We start from the raw sequence: 19,319 nt of genomic DNA, 5'->3' as shown, positions 1-19,319 counted from the left end.
AAATATTTGCGTAGAATTACAGGGAGGTATTGGCACTTATCCAGAATATTGTTGAAATGAATTCCAATTTTTACTATGCATGATATTCCATTGTTGAATAATAATTAGTACCCGTGTGACGAAGTAGTATTTGTAGATAAAAATGAATGCGGGGAATTCAGTCTGTATGCGCTGGCTGATTTGAAGGTACGTGAGAACGCAACGTTTAATAAAGGTTATTTATAAGTAAATAGGAATGGCTAAAAGTTATCTTGGAAACCGCTATTGCAATGAACAGTGCTTATTCGAAGGGGAATAAAAGGAAAAGTATATTTATAAATATTAAAGAATTGAATCCATTTGCGAGAAATAAAATTGTCGTCCTCTCCATTTTCCTATATGGAGGGGACGACAATTGTCTTTACTGGATTAAATACTATGGAACCCTTTCCCGATAATCTCGCTTGTGTTGGAAATCAGGATGAATGCCGCTGGGTCTTCTTCTTTTATGTAATTACGGAGCTTGACGGCCTGCTGTCTGTTGAGCGCCGTAAAAATAATATATTTTTTAGAACCGGAAAACGCGCCCTGCGCGTCGCATACGGTAGCTCCCCGGTGCAGTTCGTGGACGATAAAGTCACAGATAGGATCGGGCCTGCTGCACACAACATTAAAGTATTTGGACAAGTTCAAACTTTCGATAAAGTTGTCGATCAAGAATGAGCGGATGGCAAGTCCGAAGCAGGAATACAGTCCCGTTTTCATATCGAAGATGAAGAAACCTGCTATGGTAATTGCAACGTCGGTGAGCAAAAGAGCGCGGCCGATGTTGAAGCTGGTATACTTTTTCATTATCATTGCAATAATGTCGGTACCGCCGCTGGACGCACCGATATTGAATAAAATTGCTGAGCCGAGAGACGGCAGCGCTATGGCGAACATTACCTCCAGCATAGGCTGGTCGGTGAATGGCTTAGTCATAGGGTAAATACGCTCCAGAAGTGAGAGCGTCACAGATAGAAGGATACTGCAGTATGCAGTCTTAGCGACGAACTTTTTGCCGAGAATCAGGGCTCCGACAACAAGCAGCAGCATGTTCGCGATAAACGAAAAATCTGCGGCCGAGATAACGCCTGTCTTGGCTACGAGAACAGCGAGACCAGTAATTCCTCCGAAGGTGAAATTATTGGTAAACTTAAAAAAGTAAGTCCCGATGGACATAATAAGAGTTGCGAATGTCATCATGATAAAACTTTGTAGTTTTTTTTTCATTTTTAAATTCCCCAAGTTTTGTATTTGAAACATTTACGGTTTAGAAAAGTGGACTAGGCCGACATTTCTAAACGCATTGTACCCCCACTATTTTCGAATGTCAACAGTTTTTTCGAATCAACTTGAATGTATACGATGATACAAAATTTGCGTGTGTATTTTGCCTGTTAAGCGGATATACTAACTCCCAAAAGGAGGAAGAAATCAATGTATAAATATTTACCGATTACAGACATATACGCTAGAGAAATATTAGATTCAAGAGGGAATCCTACGGTGGAAGTAGAGGTTCTTGCGGGGGAGAACTGTTTGGGAAGGGCATCTGTTCCGTCCGGAGCGTCCACCGGCAAGTATGAAGCAATCGAGTTGAGGGACGGAGAACATCGTTATCAAGGGCTTGGGGTCCGCAAGGCAGTAGAACATGTCAATGACCGTATTGCGAGGGAGATGATCGGTGTCAATGTATTTGATCAGGCTAAAATCGACCAGCTACTGATTAAGTTAGATGGAACCGATAATAAAATCAATTTAGGCGCGAATGCGATGCTCGGTGTTTCTATGGCGGCAGCCCGCGCGGCTGCGAAAGCGCTCCGGATTCCACTGTACCAATATCTGGGCGGGACCAACGCGAAACAGATGCCAGTCCCGATGATGAATATCATGAATGGAGGCCGGCATGCCGACAACACCATTGATATTCAAGAGTTTATGATTATGCCTGTAGGGGCCAAATCATTTCAAGAAGGCCTGCAGATGTGTGCGGAGATATACAAGGCGCTGAAGTATCTGCTGAGCAAGCAGGGCTATCAGACGGCGGTGGGAGACGAAGGTGGATTTGCGCCGAACCTGCCCGACGCGAAGGAGGCTCTCCGGTTTATTATGGACGCGATCCGAAAGGCCAGCTATCTTCCGGGAGAGCAGGTAGTGATAGCGCTCGACGCGGCGGCCAGTGAACTTTACGACAAAGACATGAAGAAATATGTGTTTGAAGGTGAGGGGAGGATGCACGGGCATAAAGTAGTGCGCTCCACCGAAGAAATGATTGATTATTATGAAGACTTGGCGGGAGAATTTCCTATTATGTCCATTGAGGACGCACTGGATGAAGAGGACTGGGAAGGCTGGGAACTTCTGACAACACGCCTCGGAAGGGATATGCAGCTGGTGGGCGATGATCTGTTCGTGACGAATGTGAAGCGGCTGAATGCGGGTATTCTCAAGGAAATAGCCAACGCTATCCTGATTAAGGTCAACCAGATCGGTACGCTGACGGAAGCCATCGATGCGATTGAAATGGCAAAAAATGCAGGTTACAATGCGGTCATTTCCCATCGTTCCGGTGAGACGGCGGATCCGTTTATCGCCGATTTAGCGGTAGCATTCAACACCGGCCAGATCAAGACTGGGGCGCCCTGCCGTTCAGAGAGAGTGGCAAAATACAATCAGCTTCTGCGTATCGAAGGACGGCTGGGGGAAATTGCGAAGTATGAGAATCCTTTCGTAAGATTTTCTTAGATTCTAATTTTAGGAAAAGGCGTGCAAATACTGCCAAAACTATTTATAATGGGAGTCATAAAAGAAAAAGGAGTCAAGGACTATGTACGATTATTTAATAGTGGGAGCCGGTTTGTTTGGCGCCGTATTTGCACATGAAGCCCATAAAGCGGGGAAAAAGGTTGTAGTAATTGATAAAAGAGCACATGTTGCGGGGAATATTTACACGGAGGAAGTGGACCAAATACAGGTACATCGGTACGGCGCGCATATTTTCCATACGAGCAATAAGGAAGTGTGGGACTATGTGCAGCAGTTCGCCGAATTTAACCGGTACACCAACTCACCGGTGGCGCGCTATAAGGACGAGCTTTATAATATGCCCTTCAACATGAATACATTCAGTAAGATGTGGGGCGTGGTGACACCTGCGGAGGCCAGAGAGAAGATTGAGGAGCAGATTCGTGAGGCAGGAATTGCGGAGCCGCGTAATCTGGAGGAACAGGCTATTTCACTGGTCGGGCGTGACATCTATGAGAAGTTAGTCAAGGGCTATACTGAAAAGCAGTGGGGGAGAAGGGCCACGGAACTTCCTGCATTCATTATCAAGCGTCTGCCGGTGCGTTTTGTGTATGATAACAATTATTTTAACGATAAATATCAAGGCATTCCGGTGGGCGGTTATACACAGATTGTGGAAAAGCTGCTGGAGGGGATAGAGGTAAGGCTTAATACCGATTATTTTACACATCGAGAAGAGCTTTGCCCACAGGCGGATAAGGTCGTGTTTACCGGTATGATTGACGAGTATTTCGGATATTGTTATGGGGAGCTGGAGTACAGAAGCCTGCGGTTTGAGACGGAAGAACTGGACTGTGAGAATTATCAAGGGAACGCGGTGGTGAATTATACTGAGTATGAAGTGCCGTACACGCGTATCATTGAGCACAAGCACTTTGAGTTCGGATGCCAGTCGGGAGAGAGTAGTCTGAAAACTGTCATCACGAAGGAGTATCCTGCGGAATGGAAAAAAGGGGATGAACCTTATTATCCAATGAATGATGAAAAGAATAATTTGCTGTACGGCAGATATAAGGAATTGGCTGAAAGGGAAAAGAATGTAATTTTTGGAGGCCGGCTGGGGATGTACAAATATTTTGATATGCATCATGTGGTAGCAGAAGCTCTTGCGTGTGTCAAAAAAGAATTGTCGGACAATTAGTTTCTTTTGCATGTAATAATGGAAAACGATTGAATGAAGCGTCTTTATTCTGTATAATGAATCTCAGGTACTAATATTCAGGAGGGAGAGATGCAGAATGAAATGGATGCAAGAGCTTCAGAAAAATGTAACTACGGGTGAAGAGCTGGCATGTTGTTTTCCGGATATCCAGAGCGATAGACGGACTGAGGAAATGATCAGGAAATACCCGGTGTCTATTCCGGCATATTATTTGTCTCTGATTGACAAAGATGATGTACAGGATCCAATCCGAAAAATGTGTGTTCCCTCTTTTGGTGAGCTGGATCTCGAGGGGGATATGGATACCAGCGGTGAGGGAGAGAACACGGTATTACAGGGGCTCCAGCATAAGTACAGCCAGACGGCGCTTGTGCTCTCCACGGACAGGTGCGCGATGTACTGCCGGTATTGTTTCAGGAAACGGATGGTAGGCAAAGTGGCGGAGGAGACAGCCGTGGACAGGGAGAGTGTCTACCGGTATATCAGAGAGCATCCCGAGATTACCAACGTGCTGGTGTCCGGGGGCGATGCATTTCTGAATGAAAATTCTGTCCTGCAGGAATATCTTGAGAATCTAACGGCAATTCCACATTTGGATTATATCCGTTTCGGGACGAAGACACCGGTCACATTTCCACAGAGGATTACCGAAGACGGGGAATTGAAGGAATTATTGTGTCGTTACGGGAAGAAGAAGCAGATTTACGTTATCACACAGTTCAACCACTCAAGGGAGTTTACGGAACAGTCTGAGGCGGCGGTGAAGTGTCTGCAGGAGGCAGGAATCATTGTCAAGAATCAGACGGTACTTTTAAAAGGTGTCAATGACAGTGGAGAAGTGCTTGGAGAGCTGCTGAAGTGTTTTACAAGAATGGGTATCATTCCATACTATGTGTTTCAATGCCGTCCGGTGACGGGAGTGCTGAATCAGTTTCAAGTGCCTTTGCTGCGAGGGTATGAGATTGTAGAGCAGGCGAAGAATATGCAGAATGGAAATGGAAAGTGTTTTCGGTATATCATGTCCACGCGCCGGGGGAAGATAGAGATCTTGGGAAAAGGTGCAGGGGATAATGAGATGATATTCAAATTTCATCAGGCAAAACGGCAGGAAGACAAGGGCAGGATTTTTGTCAGGACGCTGGGGCCGGATGACTGCTGGATAGAATAAGGAAACCCTCCGCCGTTATAGGCCGAAGGGTTCAAGGCTGCGGGAAAGTATTCCGTTCATGTGTGCGATTGCGGTGCCATAGTTGGTCATGGGAACACCTTGGTCTTCCGCACATCTTAAGCGGAACTGCATTTCCCGCTCATTTAATGTACAGCCCCCGCAGTGAATGATCAGGGTATAGGGGGACAGGTCCAGTGGAAATTCTGTTCCGCTGGTGAAAGAGTAGGTGAGCTTTTTGCCGGTATGGCGGTCTATCCATCTCGGCAGCTTTACCGTTCCGATATCCTCACATTGCCTGTGATGCGTACAGCCTTCACAGATTAAAATGTGGTCTCCGTCCTTTAATTTATCTAAGGCATAAGCCCCATTTACGGCTGTGGCAAGGCTGCCCTTATACCGTGCAAAGAGTATGGAGAAGGACGTGAGGGGAATCCCTTCCGGGATATCGGCAGACACTTTAGCGAATGACTGACTGTCGGTGATGATTAAACGGGGGGCTTTTCCTAATGAGGCCAGCGTTTCCTTGAGCTCGGTGTCCTTTACCGCGATGGCAGCCGCGCCGGATTCGAGAATATCGCGGATGGTCTGCTGCTGTGGTAGTATCAGCCTGCCTTTGGGGGCGGCTGAGTCAATGGGGATTACGAGTATTACAAAATCCAATGGAGAGAGCAGGTCTCCCACAATACGCTTTTGGCAGTCAGTCTCCGGGACTTGCCGGGCAATCAACTCTTTAAGTTCATGTATATTTTGTCCGGTCACTGTGCTGACTTCGATAGAGTTAGTCTCGCCCAGAAGGAATGTATTTTCTGTGCGCTCATTATCGCACTTTGCGGGCCGTGTTTGGAAACCGCATAAATCCACCTTATTTTTGACAACCACCCATGGGATGCCCTTTTTTTGGATTTTGTCCATAATATCCAAATCCTCATCGGTCATACCTAAAGAAGCATCGATGACCAGAACCGCAATGTCCGTCTTGTTAAGAATCTGATAAGCTTTCCGGACACGCTGGCTCCCAAGCTCGCCATTGTCATCCAGACCCGGCGTATCTATCATCACCACCGGCCCAAGAGGCAGAAGCTCCATAGCCTTCGGGACAGGATCTGTGGTAGTGCCCAGAACATCCGACACAATAGCCAAATCCTGCCCGGTGAGCGCATTGATGATACTAGATTTCCCGGCATTTCTCCTTCCAAATATTCCAATGTGGATTCGCTCAGAAGAAGGGGTATTGTTTAAACTCATGAATAAACTCCTTTCCAAATTATCAGAATTTTCTCAGAATTGTAGTGGGGGACAGTCCCCAACGCGTTGGGACCTGTCCCCGACGGTGTGTCCCCGACGGTGTTAAAAGCGGAAATCTCGGCCTGTCCCGTTTTCGATTGCCTTTAAATGTTCTTGTACGACTGCACGGGCTTTTTCGTTGGGTACATTGAGGATTTCTTTTTCAATCAAGGCATCTCCCAGAGCTTTTGTGGCAGGTGAGGCATAGTCTACGAGATATTCTTTTAGAGTCAGGAGTGCATTGGGGTGGCAGCAGTTTTGAATCTGTTGCTTTTTGCATAACTCCATAAAACGGTCCCCTGTGCGTCCTTCCCGGTAGCAGGCGGTGCAAAAGCTTGGCAGGTAATCCATGTCCATCAGCCATTTTACGATTTCATCCAACGTCCGTGTGTCGCTGACATCGAACTGGGCGGAACATTCATCCTCCGGCTCCGCCTCGGCATATCCGCCAACGCTTGTTTTGGAGCCGCCGCTTACTTGGGAAATGCCGAGATGCAGGACACGCTCCCGGCATTTCTGGCTTTCTCGTGTAGAGACGATCATGCCGGTGTAAGGAACCGCTATCCGAATACAAGCTACAATTTTTGCGAAAATGTCGTCGTCAATGCCGTTTGTGAAAGCGGAGGCGTCGATATCGTCGGCATCACGAAGTCTGGGCACGCTGATAGTATGGGGACCGACTCCGAAAGCAGCTTCCAGATGTTCGGCGTGCATGAGCAGTCCGGCGAATTCGTAGCGGTACTTATCAAGGCCGAATAATACACCGAGCCCTACGTCGTCGATGCCGCCCTCCATGGCGCGGTCCATCGCCTCAGTATGATAGTCGTAATCGTGCTTTGGGCCGGTCGGGTGGAGCTCCAGATAACTGTCCTTGTGGTAAGTTTCCTGAAATAAAATGTAGGTTCCGATGCCGGCTTCCTTGAGCTTTCTGTAATTCTCAACGGTGGTGGCAGCGATATTGACATTTACTCGGCGGATAGCCCCATTTTTGTGTTTGATGCTGTAAATGGTTTTAATACTTTCCAATATGTATTCAATCGGATTATTTTTGGGATCCTCTCCGGCCTCCAGCGCAAGGCGTTTGTGCCCCATATCCTGCAGGGCGATGACTTCACGGCGGATTTCTTCCTGTGTCAGCTTCTTGCGGGGAATATGCTTGTTCTTCATGTGATAGGGGCAGTAGGTACACCCATTAATGCAATAATTCGAAAGATATAGGGGAGCGAACATGACGATACGGTTCCCGTAAAAGTCTTTTTTAATCTGCTCGGCCAGCCGGTAGATTTCCTCGTTTTTCTCCTCAGACTGACAGGCGAGGAGCACGGAGGCTTCCCGGTGCGTCAGCCCTTTCCGGCATTTGGCCTTTTCGATAATCTGGTCAATTAAGGCTTCATTGTCTTTATTAGCGTCTGCATACGCCAGCGTGTCAAGAATCTCCTGATGGTCGATAAATTCCGTTGCTTTTTTTGATTTTACATTATACATTTTCCTTCTCCTTTTGAAATATCATTTTGGGGAACCGACTAACGAATCTCCCCGTGCGGTCACAATTCGGTATCCGATACGCTCCATCCTCTTTTCCAAACATTTGCGGCATTCCGCTGCTTCGTCTCCGGTACAGATTTTGTTGTCATAGAGACTATAATCCTTACGGTTTGCCACCGGTGACAGGTTCGGCATGACCACGTTAGCCCCGGCCAGAATGCCAAGCTCTCTCCCGTCCGGCGCAATGGTGCCCAGCGCGGTAGTGGAAGGAAGGAGAGTAGTAGGAAGCATGAGGCGTAGCAGGCCGAGCATGAATAGAGTTAACTCTAACGTCCCCGGAAGTTCTTGGGCAAAGGGCGTATCATGGTGGGGGATAAAAGGCCCGATTCCCACCATATGTGGATTCAGCTCCTTTAGAAATAACATGTCCTCCGCCAGATGCGCTGCTGTCTGTCCCGGTGAGCCCACCATAAACCCGCTGCCTACCTGATAGCCGATGCGACGGAGTTCCCGAAGGCACTGTTGCCGGTTCGCGGCAGACAAAGGAGCGGGGTGCAGGCTGGCATAGTGCAGCGCATTACATGTCTCGTGCCTCAGCAGGTAACGGTCTGCCCCGTACTTGTAAAATAATTCATAGCTTACGACACTTTTTTCTCCGATGGAAAGCGTGATAGCACAGTCTGGATAAATAGCTTTTATGGAAGAAATGATATCTGCCATTTTCTCGTCGGTGTACCATGCATCTTCTCCGCCCTGCAGCACAAAAGTCCGAAAACCGAGTTCATAGCCGGTTCGGCAGCAGGATAGGATTTCTTCCTTTGTCAGCCTGTAGCGCCGTACATTGGCGTTACTCCTTCTGATTCCGCAATAGTAACAGTCATTCCGGCAGTAGTTTGTGAACTCGATCAGACCCCGCACAAAGATATCATGCCCGTAATGCTGGGTGCTCACGAACCTCGCTCTTTCAAAAAGAAATTCAGACAGCGCCTCGGTACGTCCGTTGATAAGAGCAATCCACTCATCGAAGGAGAGAGTTTGGGTAGTTTCCAGCTTTTGGATTAATTCCTTCATGTTGTGTACATCCTTTTATGTTGCTTTTGCATAGATTGTTTTTGTACTGATACCGGGCAGCATGCCTATTTTACCGGAAAGTGCGCTTATGACATCATTGGGAGCATCCATCGCGACACTGATGATTGAAATTCCTTTTTCCCTATAAGGGATTCCCATTCTGCCGACAATGTAGTCGCCGGATTCGCTGAGCAGAGAATTGAGCTGGTCTACAGATTCGTGGCTTGTGAGTATAATTCCGATTAATGCAATTCTTTTAGTTGGCTCCGACATTTTTAAACCTCCTTTTCTCAAAAATACAGAATAAAAAGAAAAGCCTGCGCATTAGCGCAGGCTTAAAAAAGGGTATAAATCCCCCTTTTAATGTTCTGTTCTATGCGCCTTTTCACTCAGGTGTGACCCTTTGTAATCAGTACGTGTAATTTCATTCAGTATATCATAAGTCGTGGATACATACAATAAAGAAAAAAGGATTATAATCATGGAAATATATGTGGTAAAACCGGGGGATAATATCTACAGCATCGCACGGCGTTTTGGGGTGTCGCCGATAAGGCTGGCTTACGACAATCAGATAACCAGCCAAGATTTTCTGGTCACCGGTCAGGCACTTCTCATTTTATTTCCCGAGACGATACATACGGTTGAGGCAGGCGAGACATTGGCGCAGGTAGCCGGGCAATATGGAATAGAGGAAAAGCAGATACTGCGGAACAATCCATTTTTGATCGATCAGACTTATTTGATTGCGGGACAGCAGGTCGTGATTGCATTTGAGGAAGGGGAGAAGACAGCTATGGAGGTGATTGGGTATGCCTATCCTTTTATAGCACGCTATATCTTAAGAGAAGCACTTCTTTATATAGAAAAGCTTTTGATTTTTTCCTATGGTTTTACTTCCGCGGGAGAATTGATTCCGCCTCTTGCCAATGAGGAATGGCTAATCGAAGAAGCCAGACGCTTTCAAGTAAGCCCCATTCTTGTACTGACGCCATTTACAGAGACCGGGGGATTTAACAATCAGCTGGTGAAGGAGGTGTCAGAAGACCGGACTATGCAGGAACAGTTGATTGCCAATCTGCTCTCTGTGGTGGAGGAGAAGGGCTACGATGGGGTAGATGTGGATTTTGAATATATCCTTCCGGAAGACAGGGTGGGATATGCGGATTTTGTGGGCAGGCTCAGAACCGCGATGAATGAGACCGGGCGCAGCGTATCGGTTGCGCTGGCCCCGAAGATATCGGCGGATCAGCCGGGTCTTCTGTATGAAGGGATGGATTACCGGCTTCTGGGCGAGAATGCAGACCGTGTGTTCCTGATGACTTACGAATGGGGGTATACATACGGCCCGCCGATGGCTGTGGCGCCAATCAACAAGGTACGGCAGGTCCTAGATTATGCAGTCACTGAAATACCGGTCGAAAAAATAATCATGGGTATTCCAAATTACGGATATGACTGGCAATTACCATATGAAAGGGGAGTTACAAGAGCGGAGCTGATAGGAAATGTGGAGGCTGTGCGGATTGCGGCTCAAAACGGGGCCGAAATACAATTCGATGAGACGGCACAGAGTCCTTATTTTACTTATTGGGCAGAAGGACGGCAGCACGAGGTATGGTTCGAGGATGTACGGAGCATGCAGGTAAAGATAGACACGGCTGTTTCATATGGATTCAAAGGATTCGGATATTGGAATTTGATGAGGCCGTTCCGTGCCAATTGGCTGCTGGTCAATTCAAAAATAAGTTTGTGAAAATTGTTTCGGAAAATGAGAGCGGGACTCCATACGGAGCCCTGCTTTTATTTTGACTTTGACTACAGTAAAAAAGGTTGATAAATTATTGACAGGATTGTTAAAATTTGTTATAATTAGACCAAAGTTCAAACGTCGGTCTAAAAACCAAAAAGGAGATAAGGAAAATGCCGTTAGTTTCTAATATACAAAGATATTCCATTCACGACGGTGACGGAATCCGTACAACTGTATTTTTTAAAGGATGTCCTCTCAAATGTGTTTGGTGCCACAATCCGGAAACCCAGAGTTTTCATAAACAAATACTGACAAACAGAGAGAAGTGCGTGGGCTGCGGCTCCTGTGAGAAAGTCTGTCCTACTAAAGCTATCTCTATGGTGGACGGAAAGGCGGTCACAGATCAGTTGAAATGTAATGGCTGCGGCAATTGTGTGACTTTCTGCCTGATGAATTTGAGGGAAGTGGCCGGGACAGAATATACAGTCAAGGAACTACATAAAGAGTGTAAAAAGGATGAGATGTTCTACGAGCAGTCCGGAGGTGGTGTGACCCTTTCCGGCGGGGAAGTGATGGTTCAGGATATGGACTACATAGAAAAGTTAGTGAAGCGTCTGAACAAAAGGGGATTCACTGTCACGATCGATACATGTGGTTATGCGCCGTACGAAAATTTCCAGAGAATACTCCCTTATGTGGAAACGTTTCTCTATGACATAAAAGCAATTGACAACAATGTACATAAGAAGTACATTGGAGTAGACAACAATTTAATCTTAGATAACCTTGAAAAGCTTAGTGCAGACGGTGCCCGGATTTACATCCGTATACCGACTGTGAAGGGGGTAAATGCCGATGACGAGAGTATGCATGCGATTATTGATTGGCTTTTGACCCACAAAATAAATGTAGCGCAGGTCAACCTTCTTCCCTATCATAATACGGGCAGCAGTAAATATGCCAGACTGGAAGGGAAATATGAAGGGGAAGAGCTGCAGACACCTACGCAGGAAGAAATGGAACATTTTATGGCTATGTTTCATGACGCAGGATTTCATCACACAAAAATAGGAGGCTAATATCATGGAAAAAAGAGGTATGAATGAACGTATACAGGCGCTTCGCGAGCTGAGCGTAAGCACACAGCCGCATATCGATCTGGAACGGGCAAAAAGTGAGACAGAAACTTACAAGAAATATGAAGGAACCTTATCTGTTCCTGAATTGAGAGGACAGGTGCTTTACGACTATTTTGCGACCAAAACTCTTTATATAGGAGAGGGGGAACTGATAGTCGGCGAAAAAGGGGATGCGCCTCAGGCTGCGCCTACATTTCCGGAGCTTTGCTGCCACACGGTAGAAGATATGCATGTCATGAACGACCGTGATTTGATCAATTTCTCGGTGAAGGAAGAAGATTATGGATATCAGGAGGATGTGATTATTCCTTACTGGGAGAGACGTTCCATCCGTTCCAAGATTATTGCCAATATGACTCAGGAGTGGAGAGACTGCTATGAGGCAGGGATTTTCACAGAGTTTATGGAGCAGCGCGGGCCGGGGCATACAGTAGGTTCTGTAAAGATTTACGAAAAGGGATTTTTAGACTATAAGGAAGAGATTCAGAAGTCCATCGATTCTCTTGATTTTATAAATGACACAGAAGCGTATGACAAGAGGAACCAGCTGCGTGGTATGGCGAAGTCCTGTGATGCGATTATGGTTCTCGGCAAACGTTATGCCGAATATGCGAGAGAGCTGGCGGCAAAGGAGACGAATGAGAAGCGTAAAGAGGAGCTGCTGCAGATTGCGGCAAACTGTGACGTGGTTCCGGCGCACAAGCCTGAGACATTTTGGCAGGCTATCCAGATGTACTGGTTCGTGCATCTTGGAGTTACGAGCGAGCTGAATCCTTGGGACGCATATTCTCCGGGACGTCTTGACCAGCATTTGAACCCGTTCTATAAAAAAGGCAAAGAGGACGGAAGCCTGAACGATGAGAAGGCTCTGGAATTGCTGGAATGCCTGTGGGTGAAATTCAACAATCAGCCGGCTCCGCCGAAGGTTGGAATCACATTAAAGGAAAGTTCTACATACACAGATTTTGCAAATATCAATACCGGAGGCATCACACCGGACGGGGAAAATGGAGTCAACGGAGTAAGTTATCTGATTCTTGACTGCATGGATGAGATGAAGCTTCTGCAGCCGAGCTCCAATGTGCAGATTAGTAAGAAGACACCGCAGAAGTTCTTGAAGAGGGCCTGCGAGATTTCACGCAAGGGCTGGGGACAGCCGGCATTCTACAATACAGAAGCGATTATACAGGAGCTTTTGAATGCAGGAAAGTCTCTGGAAGACGCAAGACGCGGTGGAACAAGCGGATGTGTTGAGACAGGAGCCTTTGGAAACGAAGCATACATTTTGACAGGATATTTTAATATTCCGAAAGTGTTTGAATTGACATTAAATAACGGATTTGATAAGATGACAGGAAAGCAGCTTGGCTTAAAGCTGGGATACGGCACAGATTTCAAGACATATGACGAGCTTTTCGAAGCTTTCCAGAAACAGATGAAATACCTTATCGATATCAAGATTGAGGGAAGCAATGTCATCGAAAAGATTTACGCTGAGCATATGCCGGCTCCGTTCCTTTCTATTATTACAAATGACTGTATCACGAATGGAAAGGACTACAATGCGGGCGGCGCCAGATATAATACAAAATATTTACAGGGCGTGGGTATCGGTACGATTACGGACTGCCTCGCAGCAGTAAAATATAATGTCTATGATGAAAAGAATTTCACCATGGAAGAGCTTCTGGCGGCGTTGGATGCCAACTTCGAGGGATATGAGAGAATCCTCAACCAAGTGAAGAATCATTCACCGAAGTACGGCAATGACGATGATTATGCGGATGATATCATGAAGAGCGTATTTGGTTTCTACCAAAAAGAAGTGACAGGCAGAAAGAACATGGTAGGCGGAACTTACCGCGTCAATATGCTTCCGACTACATGCCACGTATACTTTGGCGATGTGATGATGGCAAGCGCAAACGGACGTCTTGCACACGTGCCGGTTTCCGAAGGGATTTCCCCGGAAAAGGGCGCCGACGTGAACGGACCTACCGCAGTTATCAAGTCCTGCGCTAAAATGGATCATCTTCAGACAGGCGGAACACTTCTGAACCAGAAGTTCACACCGGGCGTAGTAGCCGGAGAAGAAGGACTCGACCAGATGGCAAACCTCGTGCGCGCATACTTCAACATGGACGGACACCATATTCAATTCAATGTCATCGATAGGGAGACATTGATTGCAGCACAGAAAAATCCAGAAGAATACAAAGATTTGATTGTGCGTGTTGCCGGGTACAGCGATCATTTCCGTAACCTAAGCAAAGCATTACAAGACGAAATTATTAACAGAACAGAACAAAGCTTCTGCTAATATCCAAAAGTATCCAAAAGGGACAGGTCCCAATGCATCGGGACCCGTCCCTGTCGACAATTTAAACGGTTGTCAGATTATTAAAGAAATTGTAGAAGGGGACGGGTACCAACGCGTTGGGACCTGTCCCCTATGGAGGAGAAAATGAAAAGAGAATTTTACATTGAGAACAGAAAAGAGTTATACCGCAATTTGGAGCCGGGGTCTTTATTGATTATGTTCAGTGGGCATGCGCCGATTAAGACGAATGATGAAAATTATCCATTTTTTACGAATCGTAATTTTCTGTATCTGACGGGGGTTGAACAGGAGAATACGATTTTGATGGCGGTAGTCGGGGACAGTGGGGCGAAAGAGACCTTGTACATATTGCCGCCGGACGCGCATGCGGAGAGATGGAACGGCCGCCGTATTAAAGTAGATGAGGCGGAGGCTATTTCTGGTATACAGGATTATAAGTTCTTGAATGAGTTCCGGGATGATCTCTCGAAAGAGTTGTTTGCTTGGGACAGGGAAAGGGTATATCTTGATTTTGACCGTGTATATGAGAAGGAGCCGGGCAAGGAAGCTTATGAACTTGGACGCTATATTAAAGAGCATGCTCCGTTTTTGAAGCTGGAAAATGTATATCCGAAGCTTCGCACGCAGAGGACGATTAAGAAATCTTGTGAAATCGAGGCGATGAAGAAGGCGGAGACGATTACGAAGGCCGGAATCGAGGCGATGATGAAGGCTTCGAAGCCGGGAATGTATGAGTATCAGTATAAGGCAGAATTCGATTATGCGCTCGCCCAGCACGGTGTTCTCTCTCCGGGATTCCCATCAATCATCTCTGCAGGTGACAATAACTTCTGCATCCATTACTATGGGTATAAGGGACAGGCGAAAGACGGAGATATGATTTTAAATGATGTGGGCGCTGTGTGGGATTACGAGATCAACGATGTTTCTCGCGCATGGCCGTGCAACGGAAAGTTCTCTGAGCGCCAAAAGCTGCTATACCAGTGCGCTTACAACACGTCCGAGTATATGTTCAAAACACTGAAGCCGGGTGTGCCGCTTATGGAAGTGGACAATATGATTCGGAAATACAATTTCGAACAGTTGAAAGAAGCGGGCGTATGTAAGAACTTCGATGAAATCGGAACCTATATGTGGCATGGCGGAGCGCATCATGTGGGATTTGATGTACACGATGCCGTGGATGGAAGAGGACTTGCAGTACCGGGCGTCGTATTCTGCGTCGATATCGGAATTTACCACGAAGAGTGGGGAATCGGATTCCGTTTGGAGGACAACTGCTTGATTACAGAAAACGGATGTGAAAATCTTTCCAGAGCAATTCCAAGAACAATTGAGGAAATCGAAGCGTTTATGGGTAAATAATAAAGTTACAGGCAGGCGAGTTTCGCCTGCCTTTTAACATTTTTGATAAGTATTGTTTTGATAATCAGAAAAATAAATGTATCACCGCTGCAGCCAATGGGATTGCGATAATCGTGCGCTCCAAGAAACAGATTACAATCTCCCGGAATTTAATCGGTGATTTTGTGGCCAGCATAACGGTAGCCGTCTCAGAGAAGAAAATAATCTGTACCATAGAAACTATGGTGACAAAAGCCCTTGCCTTCACACTGATTGCTCCAATATTTCCTGAAATGAGCAGGACAGGAAGAAACATTTCCGCGATGCCGACAGGCAGCGACGGTGCGATAGCAGCCACATCAGGAACCCGGAAGAGTATTAACAAAGGCTGGAAAATATAACCGATCCATTTGAAAATGGGAGTATAATTAGCCAGAATCAAACCGGATACCCCTATTGCGGAAAGCATGGTAAGAACCTGAGGAAGAATCAAAAAACTGTCCTTCAGGCTGGCGATAACCTCGCTCGGAACCCCTTTCGCAATATAGGCCCTTTTTACGGCCCGTGTACAGCCCTTCGGTATCAGGCTCAGACTCATCTTAGTGTCTTCCCTGCGCTCCGCCTCAGTCTGCTCATGGCCGTTGTAGAAAACATTCTTTTTCTTTTTTATAGGCCAGATACGCACCATAATCATTTCCATGATAAAGACAAGTACGAAACTGATGCCATAAACCTTAACAAATTGATGTCCCAGTCCGGCAGTGTTGATGACTAGATAGGCAAATCCGATGCTGACAGCACTAAAACCAGTCATGATGGACACCATTTCTTTTTCCGTGTAAACATTTTTCCGCCACAGCCGGTTGGTTATAAGTACACCGAGAGAGGAGGAGCTTACAAAAGATGCCACAGCATCCAGAGCTGCCTTTCCCGGAACTTTGAACAATGGCCGCATCAATGGCTCTAAGAGCGCGCCGATGATTTCAAGAATTCCATAGTTCAATAAAAACGGCATAAACAAAGCGCCGACAATAATAATTCCAAGTACGCCCAGAACAATGGAAGGCATGACACTTTCACCGGTGGCGGCGCCCACGATGATCTCCGGTCCCTCGAACCCCGGGATATTGACCTTCATGGCATATAGAACAACATATACAAGTCCAAGCGCGTAGAGCAAGGTGTGTAGAACACTGTCGTTATCATAGACCTTTGCAAACGCAGACTGACAGCTTCCTTTTTTTATGTATTTGTAATACAAATGGCAGACAAAATTTGCGGCGATGATGAGAACAAGAACCCAATAGGCAAAGTTTCCCATCAATCCGACCAATTTGTTATATATAATACTGAAAACAATCTCGGTATCTCCATTGTGCGGTACCGATACGAAAAACACAAATATACCAATGGCAGAGCACAAGATTAAACGTAAAAGACCGATTTTCTTTTGAGCTGAATCCAACTCCAGATGGTCCAAATCGGCAGACTGCATATCACTGTCATAAGTTACGGCAGTATTGTTTGAGCGTTCCATAGGCGTTCCTCCTTTCAGCTCTGGTAATGGCATCATTGTTTTTCTTTCTTAACTGCCAGAATCGATAAGTATTCAAACACGATGTTAGCCGCCAGATACGCAGTGATTTCACCGTGGTCATATGCCGGCAGCACTTCTACGATATCGAACCCTACAAAATTCAAATCCTTGATACTGCGGACAAGATTCAAAGACTCATAGGAGGTGAACCCGCCTACTTCAGGGGTACCGGTGCCCGGAGCGTAAGCTGGGTCGACGAAATCGATGTCAAAGGTCAAGAAGCACTTCGTGTCACCTACCCGCTCTAATATCGTATGGATCAAAGCATCGAATCCCATTTCCCGGACTTTGTGTGCCGGTATCAGAAGCATTCCGAGCTGGGCCGCCAATTTGTGTTCATCAGGGTCATACAACGAACCACGCATGCCAATCTGAATAGAGTGTGCCGGATCAATCAGCCCCTCCTCTATCGCCCGGCGGAACGGAGTCCCATGGTTGTATTTCTGACCAAATACTTCATCGCACAAGTCGGAATGGGAATCAAAATGTACAAGGGACACAGGGCCATATTTCTTTGCCACAGCACGCAGTTCAGCCAAAGTAATGGAGTGGTCACCACCGAGAATGATTGGAGTTGCGTTTTTTTCTAAAATACTTGTGACACCTGCCTCTATGGCATCATACGTTGGATGGATATAACCCGGTGTAACATTAAAATCCCCCATATCTGCGCCCTTTAAGCTGTCCATGATGTTTACCTGAAGAAGTACATTATTTGGTTTCATCATGGCAGAAATATTACGGATGGCGTTTGGGCCAAAGCGGGAGCCTGAGCGGAAAGAGCTGGCTGTATCAAATGGTGCGCCTGCAATCGCAAAATCCAGTCCCTCCGCAGTCTCTGACTTTGGCATCCGCATAAAGGTACCCATGTTACAAAATCGTGGTGAAGATAATGCACTTGCCGGTTGTTTTGTGTTACTCATAGTAAAACCCTCCTTTAATCATCACTTTTTTCTATTCGTTTCTGTTTCTAATGATAGCATTGAGGACGGTAATATTGTTATATGAGAAACGATATGGGCATATGAATAGTCATATGGCATACGACCTTGTTATTTTATTCACTATCATTTATAATTGAACATAGATGAGAGTCGGAAGGAGTCGAATAGTAAATACTGAAGGGTGCGGAAAACATGAGATTGGAGAATTATTATAATATTGTAGAGGTTTGGAAAAGCGGTTCTATCAGCAAAGCGGCAGAGAATCTGTATATATCCCAGCCTAATTTAAGCCTTTCTATCCGTAATGTGGAGATGGAATTAGGATTCGATATATTCAAAAGAAAAAGTACGGGCGTAGAACTGACGGAGGAAGGAAAGCTTTTTATACAGTCTGCCCAGAATATTCTTAATGAGGTAGAAAATATAAAAAAGATACCTTTCCGTTTCACTAAATATAAAAATCTTTCTGTATCTTGTACTAATTCTGCTTTTTTTATGAAAACGTTTATCTCATTTAAAGAAAAATTTCCAGAAGAATCCAGCCGGGATTACTTTAAGGAAACTGGGCTTCGGCAGACGATATCGGATGTAATTGAGCGTCGGTACAGACTTTCTCTATTCTATTGTTTTGAAGAGCGCAAAGAGCATTACCAAGAGATGGCAAAACAATATAATTTAGAGATGCTGACATTGATGGAAGGGCTTCCGGTCGAATTGATTTTATCTGCCCAAAGCCCTCTTTTGCAGGAGACATGCATTCCTTTTTCAGATATTACACGGTATCGCTTTGTGACATACGAGGACTTCCCCTTTGAGGACTGGCTGCATATATTGGGCTTTAAGAATGGACGGAATATAACTTATATTTATGACCGGGGTGGACTTGTGGACACCATCCGCCAAGGGGGGTATCTGTCGGTAATCATGAAGGGAGGAATTCAGACCGGCAAAGAGACTGGCTGTGTGTCACTTCCCATATGCGGTCTGGATTCTTTTCTGGGGGTCTATATGATGAAACAAAAGCCTTACTGTCTAAGTCCCCGTGAATACCGGTTTATAAAATATATAAAAGAGAAGTTAAAAACATTAAAATAAAGTCAGTAGAGATAAAAGGGGTCTCCCGTATTTACTTTTCAGTGAAAACGGGAGATTTTTTGCACCCAGTCAAACTGTGGGGGCATTTCTGCCGTGGGATTGATTAATTG

General features: G+C 45.9%; 15 protein-coding genes. 8 read left to right on the top strand and 7 right to left on the bottom strand.

Going from position 1 to position 19,319, the window contains the following annotated elements; genetic code table 11:
* Positions 1-408: 408 nt before the first annotated feature.
* The gene (locus BN6465_RS01180; RefSeq protein WP_066730904.1) at positions 409-1,251 is read right to left on the bottom strand and encodes a YitT family protein; all 843 of its coding nucleotides are present in this window, start codon (positions 1,249-1,251) and stop codon (positions 409-411) included.
* Positions 1,252-1,458: 207 nt separating this feature from the next.
* Between BN6465_RS01180 and eno the strand changes: the two genes are divergently transcribed.
* The 3 genes from eno to BN6465_RS01165 all read left to right on the top strand — a co-directional run bounded on the left by eno (position 1,459) and on the right by BN6465_RS01165 (position 5,156).
* Entirely contained in the window at positions 1,459-2,766 is a 1,308-nt protein-coding gene (gene eno / locus BN6465_RS01175; protein ID WP_066730902.1) for a phosphopyruvate hydratase, read from the top strand.
* Positions 2,767-2,848: 82 nt separating this feature from the next.
* Positions 2,849-3,967, top strand: coding sequence for a UDP-galactopyranose mutase (gene glf / locus BN6465_RS01170; protein ID WP_066730900.1), 1,119 nt, complete (start codon positions 2,849-2,851; stop codon positions 3,965-3,967).
* Between the two features lie 97 nt (positions 3,968-4,064).
* Positions 4,065-5,156, top strand: coding sequence for a KamA family radical SAM protein (locus tag BN6465_RS01165; RefSeq protein ID WP_066730898.1), 1,092 nt, complete (start codon positions 4,065-4,067; stop codon positions 5,154-5,156).
* A 15-nt stretch (positions 5,157-5,171) separates the two neighbouring features.
* Here the strand turns inward: BN6465_RS01165 and hydF are convergent, their stop codons facing one another.
* The 4 genes from hydF to BN6465_RS01145 form a co-directional block, all read right to left on the bottom strand.
* Positions 5,172-6,401, bottom strand: a complete 1,230-nt coding sequence (gene hydF, locus BN6465_RS01160) for a [FeFe] hydrogenase H-cluster maturation GTPase HydF (protein WP_066730895.1) — start codon at positions 6,399-6,401, stop codon at positions 5,172-5,174.
* 102 nt (positions 6,402-6,503) lie between these two features.
* Entirely contained in the window at positions 6,504-7,925 is a 1,422-nt protein-coding gene (gene hydG / locus BN6465_RS01155) for a [FeFe] hydrogenase H-cluster radical SAM maturase HydG (RefSeq protein ID WP_066730894.1), read from the bottom strand.
* A gap of 21 nt (positions 7,926-7,946) precedes the next feature.
* The gene (gene hydE / locus BN6465_RS01150) at positions 7,947-8,996 is read right to left on the bottom strand and encodes a [FeFe] hydrogenase H-cluster radical SAM maturase HydE (RefSeq protein WP_066730892.1); all 1,050 of its coding nucleotides are present in this window, start codon (positions 8,994-8,996) and stop codon (positions 7,947-7,949) included.
* Positions 8,997-9,011: 15 nt separating this feature from the next.
* Positions 9,012-9,269: a TM1266 family iron-only hydrogenase system putative regulator gene (locus BN6465_RS01145; RefSeq protein ID WP_066730890.1), complete on the bottom strand. Its 258-nt coding sequence runs from the start codon at positions 9,267-9,269 to the stop codon at positions 9,012-9,014.
* Between the two features lie 208 nt (positions 9,270-9,477).
* Between BN6465_RS01145 and BN6465_RS01140 the strand changes: the two genes are divergently transcribed.
* The 4 genes from BN6465_RS01140 to BN6465_RS01125 all read left to right on the top strand — a co-directional run bounded on the left by BN6465_RS01140 (position 9,478) and on the right by BN6465_RS01125 (position 15,594).
* Positions 9,478-10,752 carry a glycosyl hydrolase family 18 protein gene (locus tag BN6465_RS01140; protein ID WP_074017752.1) on the top strand — a complete coding sequence of 425 codons (1,275 nt, stop codon included), beginning with the start codon at positions 9,478-9,480 and terminating at the stop codon, positions 10,750-10,752.
* 167 nt (positions 10,753-10,919) lie between these two features.
* Positions 10,920-11,828: a trans-4-hydroxy-L-proline dehydratase activase gene (locus BN6465_RS01135; protein WP_066730887.1), complete on the top strand. Its 909-nt coding sequence runs from the start codon at positions 10,920-10,922 to the stop codon at positions 11,826-11,828.
* A gap of 4 nt (positions 11,829-11,832) precedes the next feature.
* On the top strand, positions 11,833-14,208 hold the full coding sequence (gene hypD / locus BN6465_RS01130; protein WP_066730885.1) for a trans-4-hydroxy-L-proline dehydratase: 2,376 nt from the start codon (positions 11,833-11,835) through the stop codon (positions 14,206-14,208).
* A gap of 144 nt (positions 14,209-14,352) precedes the next feature.
* The gene (locus tag BN6465_RS01125) at positions 14,353-15,594 is read left to right on the top strand and encodes an aminopeptidase P family protein (RefSeq protein ID WP_066730883.1); all 1,242 of its coding nucleotides are present in this window, start codon (positions 14,353-14,355) and stop codon (positions 15,592-15,594) included.
* A gap of 64 nt (positions 15,595-15,658) precedes the next feature.
* Here BN6465_RS01125 and BN6465_RS01120 read toward each other — a convergent pair whose 3' ends face one another.
* Positions 15,659-17,110, bottom strand: coding sequence for a YjiH family protein (locus BN6465_RS01120; protein ID WP_066730878.1), 1,452 nt, complete (start codon positions 17,108-17,110; stop codon positions 15,659-15,661).
* Positions 17,111-17,142: 32 nt separating this feature from the next.
* Positions 17,143-18,093, bottom strand: coding sequence for an agmatinase (gene speB, locus BN6465_RS01115; RefSeq protein ID WP_066730876.1), 951 nt, complete (start codon positions 18,091-18,093; stop codon positions 17,143-17,145).
* Positions 18,094-18,306: 213 nt separating this feature from the next.
* Here speB and BN6465_RS01110 point away from each other — a divergent pair, with 213 nt between their 5' ends.
* Positions 18,307-19,209, top strand: coding sequence for a LysR family transcriptional regulator (locus BN6465_RS01110; protein ID WP_066730872.1), 903 nt, complete (start codon positions 18,307-18,309; stop codon positions 19,207-19,209).
* The last annotated feature ends 110 nt before the right edge of the window (positions 19,210-19,319 follow it).

The organism is Bariatricus massiliensis (assembly GCF_900086725.1).
GTDB classification, from domain to species: domain Bacteria; phylum Bacillota; class Clostridia; order Lachnospirales; family Lachnospiraceae; genus Allocoprococcus; species Allocoprococcus massiliensis.
The sequence above is the reverse complement of the archived record's forward strand: the minus strand, read 5'-3'. Positions and strand labels throughout refer to the sequence as shown.